This is a genomic window from Sphingomonas sp., from assembly GCF_042096255.1.
In the GTDB taxonomy this organism is placed as follows: domain Bacteria; phylum Pseudomonadota; class Alphaproteobacteria; order Sphingomonadales; family Sphingomonadaceae; genus Sphingomonas.
Genome location: NZ_JBELLZ010000090.1, coordinates 1 through 12,691, shown reverse-complemented (window position 1 = coordinate 12,691; position 12,691 = coordinate 1). Strand labels below are relative to the sequence as shown.

Here is a 12,691-nt window from a genome sequence, read left to right as displayed (position 1 = left end):
AACCCCCGCTGAAATGTTCGCCAAAGCCGTTGCGACCACCGATTGAACCCACCCCCAAACTCGGACATACACAGCCCTGCGCCGCGGCAAAGCCGCGTCGTCAGACGGCGCTTTCCGCGCCGCTGGCCTGCCGCGCTACATATTCGGGTAATTCGGCCCCCCGCCCCCCTCCGGCACCACCCAATTGATGTTCTGCGTCGGGTCCTTGATGTCGCAGGTCTTGCAGTGGACGCAATTCTGGGCGTTGATCACGAACTTGGGGTCGCCGGTGTCCTCGCCGACGATCTCGTACACGCCCGCGGGGCAGTAGCGCTGCGCAGGTTCGTCGTACATCGGCAGGTCGTATTCGACCGGCACCGCCGGGTCCTTGAGCGTCAGGTGGACCGGCTGGTCCTCCTCGTGATTGGTGTTCGAGAGGAACACGCTCGACAGGCGATCGAAGGTCAGCACGCCATCGGGCTTGGGATAGACCGGCGGCTTGACCAGGTCCTTGCGCCACAGGGTCTCGTGGTCGGGATGGTGCTTGAGCGTGAACGGCCATTTGAGACCGAGATATTCCATCCACATCGCGACGCCGGCGATGCCCGACCCCATGAAGTCGCCGAACTTCTTGACGAGAGGCACGACGTTGCGGACGATCGACAGCTCCTCGCGGACCCAGCTCGTCTCGAACGCCGCGGGATAGGCGGACAGCTCGTCGCCCTGACGCTGCGACAGAATCGCATCCGCCGCCGCTTCGGCCGCGAGCATGCCGCTCTTCATCGCGGTGTGCGTGCCCTTGATACGGGGCACGTTGAGGAAGCCGGCGCTGTCGCCGATCAGCGCGCCGCCGGGGAAGACGAGCTTGGGGATCGACTGGAGCCCGCCGTCGCTGATCGCGCGCGCGCCATAGCTGACGCGCTTGCCGCCCTTGAGCAACGCCGCGATCTCGGGGTGGGTCTTCCACTTCTGCATCTCCTGGAAGGGAGACACATAGGGGTTGGTGTAGTTGAGCCAAGTCACGAAGCCGATCGAGACCTGGCCGTTGGCCTGGTGATAGATCCAGCCGCCGCCGTTGGTCCCTTCGGTCTCGCTGATCGGCCAGCCCTGCGTGTGGATGACGCGACCGGGCTGGTGGAGCGCGGGGTCGATGTCCCACAGTTCCTTGACGCCCAGGCCATAGACCTGCGGGTCGACGCCGGCGCGCAGATCGAAGATGCGCTGGAGCTCCTTCGAGAGGTGTCCGCGGCAACCTTCTGAGAACAGAGTGTATTTGGCGTGGAGTTCGAGGCCCGGCTGCCAGTCCGGCTTGCGGGTGCCGTCGCGCGCGACGCCCATGTCGCCGGTGGCGACGCCCTTCACCGAACCGTCCTCGTTGAACAGGATTTCCGCCGCGGCGAAGCCGGGGAAAATCTCGACGCCCAACTCCTCCGCCTTGCCGGCGAGCCAGCGGCACAGGTTGCCGAGGCTGCCGGTATAGGTGCCCTTGTTGTGGAGGAACGGCGGGGTCCACAGGTGCGGCAGGTTGAACTTGCCCCTGGCGGTCAGCACCCAGTGGAGGTTCTCCGTCACCGGCACCTCGGCGAGCGGGCAGTCGGTGCGCCAGTCGAGCAGCAGCTCGTCGAGCGCGCGCGGGTCGATAGTGGCGCCCGACAGGATGTGGGCGCCGACCTCGCTGCCCTTCTCCAGCACGCAGACCGAGAGGTCGGCCTCCTTCTCGGCCGCGAGCTGCTTCAAGCGGATCGCCGCCGACAGGCCCGCCGGGCCGGCGCCGACGATCACCACGTCATAGGGCATCGATTCGCGTTCGGTCATCACACTCTCCGGGCATGCCGCCGTTACGGCATGCGATGATCTCGCCGGGCGGCGGCCGGACGCAAGCCGACAACGCCCTGTCGCCCGAGGCTTTCGGGTAGATTGACGCGCACGTCAACCGCGGGAACCAGATAGGGCGTGGGGGCAGATCAGACCATAGACTGGGCGAAGGAAGCCGTGAGTGCGCTGACCTGGTGGCAGGACGCGGGCGTCGACGTGCTGGTGGAGGATGCGGCGGTGGGGTGGCTGGATGAGACCCCCCTGTCCCACACCGTTCGTGGTGAGGAGGGACTGAGCGGAGCGAAGGCCCGTTTCGAACCACATGTCCTTCGAGACGCGTCTTCGCCTTCGCTCAGTCGCTCCTCAGGACGAACGGATGATGCATGGGGCGTTCCCCTCCCCACCGCCCTTCCCGCCTTTCTCAACTGGCGCGCGAGCGATGCGGCGCCCGAGTTCGGCTGGCACGGCGCCGCGATCGCCGCTGCCGGGCCGGCCGATGCCGCGGTCATGGTGCTGGTCGACTGCCCGGAGCGGGACGATCGCGACCTGCTGGGCGGCGCCGCGGGGCGGCTGTTCGATCGGATGCTCGCCGCGATCGGGCTTTCGCGCGATGCGATCCACCTCGCCGCGGTATGCTGGAAGCGGCCGACCGCCGGGCGGGTGCCGCGCGACGTGGAGGCGCGACTGGGCGCGATCGCGCGCCACCATGTCGATCTGGTCGCGCCCGAACGGCTGATCCTGATGGGGAATGCGGCGAGCCGTGCCGTGCTGTCGATGGATTTGACGGAGGGCCGCGAGCGTTTACGCGCACTTAACCATAGAAACAGGACAGAGGGCCATGCGCTCGCGACCTTCCATCCCCGCTTCCTGCTGGAGCGGCCCGAGATGAAGGCGCAGGCGTGGAGGGACCTCATGTTGATCGGGGGTAATCGATGATCCGCACGCTCGCTGCCGCCGCGCTCGCGATGATGCCCGCCGCGGCGTTCGCCGATGCGAAGCCGGCCGGCATTCCAGCGCAGCTTTCCGCCGAGCAGCGCACCGCTTATCGCGCCGTCTTCGCCGCGATCCGCGACAGCCGCTGGCAGGAGGCGCAGATGCAGCTCGACGCGATGGCGCCGGGCCCGCTCCACGCCTTCGCGCGTGCCGAACTCTATACCGCCAAGGGCTCGCCACGAGTCGAGATGGAGCCCCTGGTCAAGCTGCTGACCGAGGCGCCCGAGCTGCCGCAGGCCCCTGCCCTCGCCCGGCTCGCCCGGATCCGCGGCGCCAGCGAGCTGCCGCCGCTGCCCAGCCAGCAGCGGCTGATCTGGCAGGACGGTGCGCCGATCCGCGTCCGCGCCAAGGCGGTGAAGAGCGACGCGATCGCCGCCGACCTGGCGGTGAAGATGCAACCGTTCGTCAAGGCGGACATGGGCCGCGATGCCGAGGCGCTGCTGGACGAGACCGACGGTCTCTCGCCCGAGGCGGAGACCGAATGGCAGGCGCGGGTCTCGTGGATCTACTTCCTCCAGGGGCTGAACACCGATGCGCGCCGGCTCGGCGACAAGGCGGCGAACGGCAGCGGCGAATGGGCGCTGCAGGGCCGCTGGACCTCCGCGCTGGCGGCGTGGCGGCAGAACGACTGTGCCGCGGCCAGCGCCGGCTTCGAGGGCGTGGCGGCGCGCGCCACCGACACCACCGACCTGCGCTCGGCCGGGCTCTATTGGGCGGGCCGCGCGGACATGATGTGCGGCCGCCCCGACAAGGTCGAGGCACGGCTGAAGAATGCCGCGCAATATGGCGAGACCTTCTACGGCCAGCTCGCACGGCAGGCGTTGGGAATGCGCGTCGCCAAGGTATCGCCGCAGAAGGTGACGGGCGACTGGTCGGCGCTGGAAAATCGGCCCAACGTGCGCGTCGCCGCCGCTCTGGTCGAGATCGGCGAAGCGGACGAGGCGGATCAGGTGATCCGCCAGCAGGCCCGCATCGGCTCCCCGCGCGAGTTCGCCAGCCTGGTGCGGCTGACCGAGCAGATGGACCTGCCCGCCAGCGTCGTCTGGCTGGCGCACAATTGCCCGCAGGGGGTGAGTGCCACTGCCGAAGCGCGCTACCCGACGCCGAACTGGACGCCCGAGAGCGGGTGGCGAGTCGACAAGTCGCTGGTCTACGCCCACGCGCTGCAGGAATCGGGCTTCCGCTCCAAGGTGGTCTCACCCGCGGGCGCCTATGGGCTGATGCAGATCATGCCCGCCGCCGCGACCGATTTCGCGCGCGAGCGGGGCATGACGCTCAACCGCGATTCACTGACCAAGCCGTCGGTCAACATGGACGTCGGCCAGCGCCATCTGGAGCGGCTGCGCGACATGGGGCTGACCGGCGGGCTGCTGCCCAAGGTGATCGCCGCCTATAATGCCGGGCCCAAGCCGGTGGGCGAGTGGAACGCACTGGTCCGCGACGGCGGCGATCCTTTGCTCTACATCGAGAGCATCCCGTATTGGGAGACGCGCGGCTATGTCGTGACGGTGCTACGCAACTATTGGATGTACGAGGGTCAGGCCGGCAAGCCGAAGAGCGCCAGCCGATCGGCTCTGGCGCAAGGGATGTGGCCCAGGTTCCCCGGCCTGCCCGGCGCGAGCGCGGTACGGATGAACGCCCGGCCGAGCGCGACCGCGACGGCGAGTGTGGGTGGCGGAACGCCGGTGATGGCGGCACGCGCGGCGGATTGAAACTCTTCTCTCCCCTCCCTGGAAGGGAGGGGTCGGGGGTGGGTCGCGTCCTGGTGATATGGCCAGATCGACGCTTGAGCTTCCGGTATCGCCAAGCCTCCACCCACCCCTGCCCCTCCCTTGGAGGGAGGGGAGAGCTACCGGGCCAGCGTGACGAAGCTGTAGGCGGGGCGATCGCCTTCCGCCGGATGATCCTCCCGCGCCGTCTCGCGCCAGCCTTCCAGCGGCGGTACCACTGCGTCGCCCTCGGGCTCCGCATGCACCTCGGTCAGCTCGATCCGCCCGGCTCGGTCGAGGAACAGCGCGAACACCTCCGCCCCGCCGATCACCGCCGCGTCGCCGCCGGCGAGCGCCAGGGCATCGTCCACCGAATGCGCCACCTCCGCGCCCTCTGCGCGCCAGGCCGGATCGCGGGTCAGCACGATGTGGCGGCGGCCCGGCAGCAGGCCGGGCAGACTCTCGAACGTCCGCCGGCCCATGATCATCGCGCGGCCCATGGTCTGCGCCTTGAAGCGCTTGAGGTCCGCCGGCAGGTGCCAGGGCAGCGCGCCGTCCCGCCCGATCACGCCATTGTCGGCGCGCGCCAGGTGGATCGAGATCACACCGCCACCGCCGCCTTGATGTGCGGCTGAGCGGCATAGTCGCGGATCACGAAATCGTCGTACTCATAGGCGTCGATCGCTGGCGCCTTGCGGGCGATCTCCAGCCGCGGCAGCGGGCCGGGCGTGCGACCGAGCTGCTCGCGCGCCTGATCGAGGTGGTTCGCGTAAAGGTGGCAGTCGCCGCCGGTCCAGATGAACTCGCCCGGCTCCAGCCCGCATTGCTGCGCGAGCAAATGGGTGAGCAGCGCGTAGCTGGCGATGTTGAACGGCACGCCCAGGAAGATGTCGGCCGAACGCTGGTAAAGCTGGAGCGACAGCCGGCCGTTGGCGACATGGGTCTGGAACAGGCAGTGGCAAGGCGCCAGCGCCATGGCGTGGATATCGCCCGGGTTCCAGGCGGTGACGATCTGGCGGCGGGAGGCGGGCTGGGTGCGGATCTGGTCGATCAGCTCGCGGATCTGGTCGATGTGGCGGCCGTCCGCGGTCTCCCAGTCGCGCCACTGCTTGCCATAAACCGGGCCGAGCTCGCCCGCCTCATCCGCCCATTCGTCCCAGATGCTGACGCGCTGGTCCTGGAGCCAGCGGACATTGGTGTCGCCGCGCAGGAACCACAGGAGCTCGATCAGGATCGAGCGCAGGTGCAGCTTCTTGGTGGTGAGGAGCGGGAAGCCATCGGCGAGGTCGAAACGCATCTGGTGGCCGAAAACGGAGAGCGTGCCCACGCCCGTCCGGTCCTCCTGTCGCGCCCCCGAGTCGAGCACGCGCTGCATCAGGTCGAGATATTGCCGCATCGCTCGTGACTAGCGCGGCAGAGCGCTTGCGCAAAGCCGCCGCCGAGCTATCGCCCCCGCCGATGAACGATCCGACCACGATCCGCCGCCTCTACGGCCGCCGCCAGGGGCACAAATTGCGCGAAGGGCAGGCCGCGCTGGTCGAGGACTTGCTGCCACGCCTGTCCGTGCCGGCCGAGGGCGCGCTGACCGCCGAACGGCTGTTCGGCGACGACCGGCCGCTCCAGGTGGAGATCGGCTTCGGCGCGGGCGAGCATCTCGCCGGGCAGGCGGAGGCGGCGCCTGACGCGGGCTTCATCGGTTGCGAGCCGTTCCTCAACGGCGTGGTCGGCGCGCTGGGACATGTCCGCGACCGGGGGCTCGACAACGTCCGCCTCCACATGGGCGACGCGCTGGAGGTACTGGAGCGGCTGCCGGACGCGAGCCTCAGCCGTGTCTACCTGCTCCATCCGGATCCCTGGCCCAAGGCGCGACATGCCAAGCGCCGGATGATCAACCACGGCCCGATGAACCTGATCGCCGCCAAGCTGAAGCCGCGCGCCGAATTCCGGCTCGGCACCGACGACCCGACATACTGCCGCTGGGCGATGATGATCATGGGCCAGCGCCGGGACTTCGTCTGGCAGGCGCGTACGCCGGCCGACTTCCTGGAGCGCCCTGACGACTGGCCCGAGACCCGCTACGAGCGCAAGGCCCGGCGGCAGGGCCATGAGGTGTGGTACTTCCGCTACGTACGTATCTAGGCAAACGGCCCAGCGGATCATCATAAGGAATACTAGTAACTTACGCCGAAGCGCACCGCCGCCTGCCGCCGCCCATTTCCGGCTTGGTGATTGCTAGGTGATTACTTTTTTGGGTACATGAGGTTCGTCATGGCCACAGGGAAGATCTTCAAGCGGACCCTCGACGCGCTTCAGGCAGGCGGTGTTACCGACTTCCTTTAGGACGACGAATTAATGAGCTTCGGGGTGAAGATTAGCGCTGGTGGCTCTGCGTCCTATGTCGTCCAGTTTCGTGTGGGCGGCCGGGAAGCGAAGACACGTCGCTACACGATCGGCGGACATGGCTCGCCTCGGACGCCATTCACCGCTCGCGAGGAAGCGACAAGACTTCTCCGCCTCATCGCCCAAGGCGTCGATCCGGTTGAAGCTGACAAGCAGCGACGCCGCGAGGCCGTCGATCTCGCATTCTCAAACTACGCGGACCGGTTCGCAGCGAGTTGCGAGGGCAAAGGGTGGTCGACGCTCGTCACGCGATCGCTGCACCTTCACGTCAAACCGGTTCTGAGGGACAAGGTTCTCCCCCGCCATCACCCGTGTCGACGTCGTTGCCGTTTTCGATCGCATGCCGCGTGAACAGGCAGCCAATCGCCGCAACGTTTTTGCCGTACTGAGGCGTCTGTTTCGATGGGCCATAAGCCGCGGAGACATCGGCAAAAGCCCAATGGAGGGAATGGAGACGCCCAAAGCGGTCAAGGCTCGCGAACGGTGGTTGAGCGCGACGATAAGCTCTGGCCAGCCGGGCAGCCTATTCCGCACCTTCAGCGGCATGTTTGTCTCGCGGTCGCGCAGCAACATGCCGGTGTGCGCTGTTTGATGGTGCGGTTAGCTTGCACGAGCATTGGCGCCTACCTGGGCCTGTCCGGCACAGGGAAGGAGACCCGCACGATCGTTCCGCCGTTTGGAGCGTCGGCAATCGTCACGCGACCACCGTGACGCTCGACGACCTGCAACACCAGATTTAAGCCTAACCCCACGCCCGACGATCTTGGCTTAAGTCGGTGGAAGGGTTCGAATACGCGATCGTGCTCGTCGGAGGGGATACCCGCCCCATTGTCCTCGACCTCGAGCGCGGTGCCATCGATCCGGACCGTGACCTGATCGCCGCCGTGCTCGACCGCGTTCTGGATGAGGTTGGTGAGGGTGCGCTCGATTGATCCGCTGTTGCCCTCGATCGAACCCGGCTGTTCGGCCAGGACCTCGATGGTCTTTTCCGCCGCGATCAGGATCGGTGCCAGATCGGCGGCGACGCTCCGCGCAAGCATGGCGAGGTCAATAGTCTCTGTCGGAGCGCCGTCGTCCAGGCGGTGAAGATCGAGGAGCTGCTCGGACAAGTTGGAAAGGCGCGCCACGTCGGACGACAGCGCACGCACGGCGCGGTCACTCGCGGCGTTCACCTTCATGCGCAAGATTGCAATGGGTGTCCGTAATTCGTGTGCGGCCGAAGCAATGAAGCGGCTTTGACGCTCGTAGAAGTCGTCTAAACGGCCCAACGCATCGTTCACCGCGCGTACGAGCGGGACGATTTCTCGCGGGATATTCCCCTCCGACAGCCGCATCCCGCGTTGCTCTGCATGGATGTTCTCCGCCTGGCGCGCGGCGTTGATGACGCCGGCCAGCGCACGACGAACGATGAGGGGAATGGCGATCACCGATACCAGCGCCATTACCACGAAGAACGTCGCGGCAACGATGTTGGATGCGGTGGTGATCAACACCGAGAATGGCTGTACGCGACCATGCGCTAGGATCTTCATTCTCCCCGCGGGTCCTGTCGCGCTACGTACGACGGCGGAAAGCAGGTATGGTGGCTTTTCCCCGCGCAGATCGGCGGAAGCGAGCTGATCGACTCCGCTCGCGAGGTGCGCAAAGGCGGCGGGCACCTGGCCGAAGGTGACCTCGGCGCCGTCTTCGAGACGCGCGGTGAACCAAAGATCGGGAGCGTCCTTGCGCAGCTTGGCCAGATCGGGGGTCACGCGAATTACCGGCTTGCCTGCCTGATCCCGTACGATCGCTTCGGCAGCAACATGCACGACCGCGTCTTCGGCGTACATACCATCGAGGTTGGATCCGTAGAAGAAGCTGATGAAACCGAGCGCGGCGGCAGCGATTGCGAGAAACTGGAAAAGCAGCGGTCCCACTATGAGGCGAGCCTTCAGCGAAGGCCGGCCGCCAATCATGACGCCGCCTTAAGCAGATAACCTACGCCTCTGATCGCATGAATTTCGACGCCGGCACCCGCGTCGTTCATCTTGCGACGGAGCCGCGAGATATGGGCGTCGAGTGAATTCGACTGGATCTCGTCGTCGAAGCCGTAGACCGCTTCCTCTAAGGACTCGCGTAAAACGGTCCGTCCCCGGCGCAGGATGAGTGCCGAGAGAACGCTCATTTCACGTCGTTGCAGCTCCAAGGTGGAGCCGTTGACCTTGGCCTCGCCGAAGGCAGTGTCGACGACCAGAGCGCCGACTGTGACCTCGTTAGGCGCGAGTTCGTTCGGGCGTCGCTGTACCGCGCGGATACGGGCCAGCATCTCTTCGAGTTCAAATGGCTTAACCAAATAGTCGTCGGCACCTCGATCGAGGCCGCTCACCCGATCGGTAAGCTCTCCACGAGCACTGAGGACAATGATGGGGACTCCCGGCATGTCTGCGCGGAAGCGCGGTATGAGACTGAGGCCATCTCCGTCGGGCAGGGTCAGGTCGAGCAGGATGAGATCGTGGACCGCCGACCGCGATGCCTCGTTCGCGAGGGAGATCGTGTCCATCCAATCCACAACGAAGCCTTCCTGCTCGAGTGCGGACCGCGTTACCGTGGCGAACTCCTTCTCGTCCTCTACCAACATGATTCTCACGCGATCAGTCCTCCATCCCGGACCGCTCTGTTGTGCCCCGGCCATTGTCCCAAGATTGCCTGATCCGCGTGCGTGGCTGGCGCGGCATGACCTCCGCGATCGTCACGCTATCGGCGAAGGCCGAAGATGTTCGTCGTAGAGAGCCGTCAGACTGCTGATCGCTTCGTCGACATATTCCGGCACGTCATACATGTCGTAGTGGTCGGCTCCTGCGATCACGACGAAGTCCTTGCGGTTCCGCGCCCGCTCCCAAAGCGACTTCCCAGCCTCATGCGAAAAGGTAGTTCCTAGCTTGCCGCCGACGATCACCTGAAGGGGTTGAACGAGCAACTCCTCGACGAGGTGAAAGCCGTCGTATCCGAGCAGGAGCGCGTCGGTCACCAGCAGCCGCTGATTGGTGCGACGGGCGCTCTGGCCCCGGGATGTGGCGTAGTAGTCTATCGCGTTAAGGAGGGTCGGATCGTCAATGCCGGCGGTCTCCGCTTCGGCGAGGCTGGGCAGCCAAGCCACGCGCTTCTCCGCCGCTCCCCTCGCTTCGGCGGTGCGCTGCGCGGCGACAGACGCTAGCAGGTCCTCAACAGCCGAGGCTTGCGGCTGCATGCGCCGAAAGGCCGTTCCGATGTCATTCGCAACGACGGTTCCGACGGCCTTGAAGCGACGCTCAACCAGCGCGGCGTTGACGGCGTAGCCGCCGCCGGCGCAGATCCCCAACAAGCCGATCGCATCCTCGTCGACGAAAGGAAGTGTGACGAGCAGATCGACCGCACACCTGATATCTTCGACCCGGACGGCCGGATTCTCTGCGTCGCGCGGCGTACCTTCGCTCTCGCCCTGGTAGGAGGGATCGAAAATCAGCGTCACATAGCCCTTCGCCGCCAGCTTCTCCGCGTAGACTGCGCCAGCCTGCTCTTTCACGCTGCTGCCAGGTCCGACGATGACTACCGATGCATAGCGTGCTCTTTCGGAGAAGCCCTCCGGCACCCTCAAGTCGCCGACCAGCGTGCGATTGTCGTTCTTGAACGTTACGCGTCGCCTATCGATACGCATTTTATTCTCCAAAGGATCGGGCCTGCTCATCAGGCGCAGAGCAGCGCGGTCTCCACCCGCGGCAGGCTTCGCGAAGGCCAGGCATCTCCGGCCTCACGACCGACTAGATTGGCCTTTCAAGCATCAGCGCTCGATACAAAGCGAACGATCGGGATAATTGAATGTAATCACCGCATCCTTCCAGAACGGTACACCAAGGGAGCCATCCACCGCGCCGGCTTCAAAAGCACTGGCTTCAGAAGAAAGCGCCACATCAAGGTCAGCCACGACTGCCTGCCCCAGGCGAAGTTCGGCCACCCTGGCGATGGTACCCCGTACGCCACCCCCGATGCCATGCCCGACCTTCTGGGCTGTGCCCGATCGTATCAGAGACTGACCGACCGCGCTGCGAACGAAAGGACCGCCGATCGCAACGGACTGATGGCGCGTGCCGAGGTCGACGATAAGCTTCAACGAAACCGTAGCCGAGCCCGCTTTGGGTTGCAGCTGAGCTGTAACAACAGGAACATCGTGGATGATCTCGAGTGGTATCGGTTTGGAGCATCGTGGAGCGCTGCCGATCGGTCCAAAAGTAACGCGATGTCGCTTGTAGTCGATGGAGACAACGCCGTGTTTGAAGGCTGGTGCTCCAACGAGCAGATCGACCGGGAAACCGGCAGACGCTGATAACTGACTAAGAGTGGTCGAATAGCCAGACAGCTTCGCAAAGCGGAGTGGTCCGACGACGAGGCTCGCCAGTTGCACCGGGCGCACTTGTTGGGCTTGCCCGCCGCCAACGGCGACATCGCCACCGTCAAGATTCTCGACGAGGTTGTACCTACGGGCGAAGGCTTGGTCCACGATGATGCCCGACGCGCCGCTGTCGAGTACAACCTCGTGCTCCCGGCCATCGATCATGGCTATGAGAGTCACCAGATTGTCGCGAAGCTTGAAGTCGACGGAGACCGGTGCGCGGGGCATCGAGACAGGCCTATCGCTGATGTCCAACGCTGGGCCCTCGCTGGCAGAGTGGCCGCTCTGTGCAAGGAGCGGCGTGCCCCAGGTAAGGATTGCTGCAAAGGCCAACCAAATCTGTCTGCTTCTCATGTGCGACGCTCGTTCGCTTCCAGTCATGCGCGGCGAAACTGCCTGCTTTCGTTTCAAGACGTCGGCTTCAGTGATCCAATGAAGCGGCCAGACGCACTTGGCGCTCGCCAGCATCGATCAACTGCTCGGCACCCACCCCGACTACCCGGTTGTGCTATCAGCCTAGATAACGCTGAGGTAGCTTCGCCTGGCGTGGAGCTGTGTCTCGCCTAGCGGAACGCGGTCGGAGAAGTCTCGAGACCACGGCCCAGCGACCTAGCTGATCAAGCTCGGAACCGTGATGAGAACCGATCGACGGCCCGCCACACCGCCATCGATGTTCGACATGCTCCTGAGTGTTCCTGTTTCGGCGACACAGTTCCCCAGCGTTCGACACTAAGCAAAACGTTGATCGGCACTAAAATCAGGGCGTCAGACGCCGGCACGGCGATTGTCTCTCGAACGGGACGCCGTGCTCAGGAGCATTTCGTCAGAGAAGGATAGGGCCATGATCGATTTGAGCGGCAAGCGTGCGTTGGTGTCGGGTGGGTCGCGCGGGATCGGCGCAGCGATCGCTCTAGCGCTTGCCGAGAACGGTGCCGACGTCGCATTCACGTTCCAGAACTCAGCCGAGAAGGCCGAGGCTGTTGCACGGTCCATCGAGGCAACTGGTCGCCGGGCGACGGCCATTCAGGCCGACAGCGCTGATCCCCAGGCGATCGTGCGAGCGGTCGAGGAAGCGGTGCTGGCGCTTGGCGGCCTCGACATCCTGATCAACAGCGCGGCAATCGGCGCTTACGGACCTGTCGCCGAGCTCGATCTCGATAGCTATCAGAAGATGATGGACGTCAACGTCCGCGCGCCGATGCTGTTCGCCAAGGCTGCTATCCCGCATCTTCCCGCGGGCGGGCGCATCGTGAGCATCGGCTCGGGCCTGGGCGAGCGCGTCCCTTTCCCCGGCGTGACGGCGTATGCTGTGTCCAAGGCGGCGCTCACATCGTTTGTCCGCCGTCAGCACCAATGGCACAGATTTGAGGTTGTGATTTAAGGAGGATCT

Annotated in this window: 13 protein-coding genes; 6 read left to right on the top strand and 7 right to left on the bottom strand. The window is 65.4% G+C overall.

Going from position 1 to position 12,691, the window contains the following annotated elements; all coding sequences use genetic code 11:
• Nucleotides 1-135 precede the first annotated feature (135 nt).
• Complete coding sequence (locus tag ACFDTH_RS14640; RefSeq protein WP_375288292.1) at nucleotides 136-1,794, bottom strand: electron transfer flavoprotein-ubiquinone oxidoreductase; 1,659 nt, start codon at nucleotides 1,792-1,794, stop codon at nucleotides 136-138.
• 138 nt (nucleotides 1,795-1,932) lie between these two features.
• Here ACFDTH_RS14640 and ACFDTH_RS14635 point away from each other — a divergent pair, with 138 nt between their 5' ends.
• Nucleotides 1,933-2,730 carry a uracil-DNA glycosylase family protein gene (locus ACFDTH_RS14635; protein ID WP_375288291.1) on the top strand — a complete coding sequence of 266 codons (798 nt, stop codon included), beginning with the start codon at nucleotides 1,933-1,935 and terminating at the stop codon, nucleotides 2,728-2,730.
• The gene (locus ACFDTH_RS14630) at nucleotides 2,727-4,499 is read left to right on the top strand and encodes a lytic transglycosylase domain-containing protein (protein WP_375288290.1); all 1,773 of its coding nucleotides are present in this window, start codon (nucleotides 2,727-2,729) and stop codon (nucleotides 4,497-4,499) included. Before ACFDTH_RS14635 ends, ACFDTH_RS14630 begins: the two co-directional genes overlap by 4 nt.
• A 137-nt stretch (nucleotides 4,500-4,636) precedes the next feature.
• On the opposite strand, the gene ACFDTH_RS14625 is transcribed toward ACFDTH_RS14630, so the two are convergent.
• Nucleotides 4,637-5,101, bottom strand: coding sequence for a dihydrofolate reductase (locus ACFDTH_RS14625; protein ID WP_375288289.1), 465 nt, complete (start codon nucleotides 5,099-5,101; stop codon nucleotides 4,637-4,639).
• Complete coding sequence (locus tag ACFDTH_RS14620; protein ID WP_375288288.1) at nucleotides 5,098-5,892, bottom strand: thymidylate synthase; 795 nt, start codon at nucleotides 5,890-5,892, stop codon at nucleotides 5,098-5,100. Before ACFDTH_RS14620 ends, ACFDTH_RS14625 begins: the two co-directional genes overlap by 4 nt.
• 62 nt (nucleotides 5,893-5,954) lie before the next feature.
• On the opposite strand from ACFDTH_RS14620, the gene ACFDTH_RS14615 reads away from it, so the two are divergent.
• From ACFDTH_RS14615 to ACFDTH_RS14605, 3 genes are all read left to right on the top strand, one after another.
• Nucleotides 5,955-6,635, top strand: coding sequence for a tRNA (guanine(46)-N(7))-methyltransferase TrmB (locus ACFDTH_RS14615; RefSeq protein ID WP_375288287.1), 681 nt, complete (start codon nucleotides 5,955-5,957; stop codon nucleotides 6,633-6,635).
• Nucleotides 6,636-6,848: 213 nt separating this feature from the next.
• The gene (locus ACFDTH_RS14610; protein WP_375288286.1) at nucleotides 6,849-7,247 is read left to right on the top strand and encodes an Arm DNA-binding domain-containing protein; all 399 of its coding nucleotides are present in this window, start codon (nucleotides 6,849-6,851) and stop codon (nucleotides 7,245-7,247) included.
• On the top strand, nucleotides 7,237-7,488 hold the full coding sequence (locus ACFDTH_RS14605; protein ID WP_375288294.1) for a hypothetical protein: 252 nt from the start codon (nucleotides 7,237-7,239) through the stop codon (nucleotides 7,486-7,488). The genes ACFDTH_RS14610 and ACFDTH_RS14605 overlap by 11 nt, the downstream gene beginning before the upstream one ends.
• A 31-nt stretch (nucleotides 7,489-7,519) precedes the next feature.
• On the opposite strand, the gene ACFDTH_RS14600 is transcribed toward ACFDTH_RS14605, so the two are convergent.
• The 4 genes from ACFDTH_RS14600 to ACFDTH_RS14585 all read right to left on the bottom strand — a co-directional run bounded on the left by ACFDTH_RS14600 (nucleotide 7,520) and on the right by ACFDTH_RS14585 (nucleotide 11,556).
• Nucleotides 7,520-8,812, bottom strand: coding sequence for a sensor histidine kinase (locus ACFDTH_RS14600; protein ID WP_375288285.1), 1,293 nt, complete (start codon nucleotides 8,810-8,812; stop codon nucleotides 7,520-7,522).
• A 35-nt stretch (nucleotides 8,813-8,847) separates the two neighbouring features.
• A complete protein-coding gene (locus ACFDTH_RS14595) occupies nucleotides 8,848-9,513 on the bottom strand; it encodes a response regulator (RefSeq protein ID WP_375288293.1) in 666 nt (221 codons plus the stop codon).
• A gap of 111 nt (nucleotides 9,514-9,624) precedes the next feature.
• Nucleotides 9,625-10,569 (bottom strand): alpha/beta hydrolase, encoded by a 945-nt coding sequence (locus ACFDTH_RS14590; protein ID WP_375288284.1) that lies wholly within the window; start codon nucleotides 10,567-10,569, stop codon nucleotides 9,625-9,627.
• Between the two features lie 123 nt (nucleotides 10,570-10,692).
• Nucleotides 10,693-11,556 carry an aspartyl protease family protein gene (locus ACFDTH_RS14585; protein WP_375288283.1) on the bottom strand — a complete coding sequence of 288 codons (864 nt, stop codon included), beginning with the start codon at nucleotides 11,554-11,556 and terminating at the stop codon, nucleotides 10,693-10,695.
• Between the two features lie 586 nt (nucleotides 11,557-12,142).
• Between ACFDTH_RS14585 and ACFDTH_RS14580 the strand changes: the two genes are divergently transcribed.
• Nucleotides 12,143-12,682, top strand: coding sequence for an SDR family NAD(P)-dependent oxidoreductase (locus ACFDTH_RS14580; protein WP_375288282.1), 540 nt, complete (start codon nucleotides 12,143-12,145; stop codon nucleotides 12,680-12,682).
• The last annotated feature ends 9 nt before the right edge of the window (nucleotides 12,683-12,691 follow it).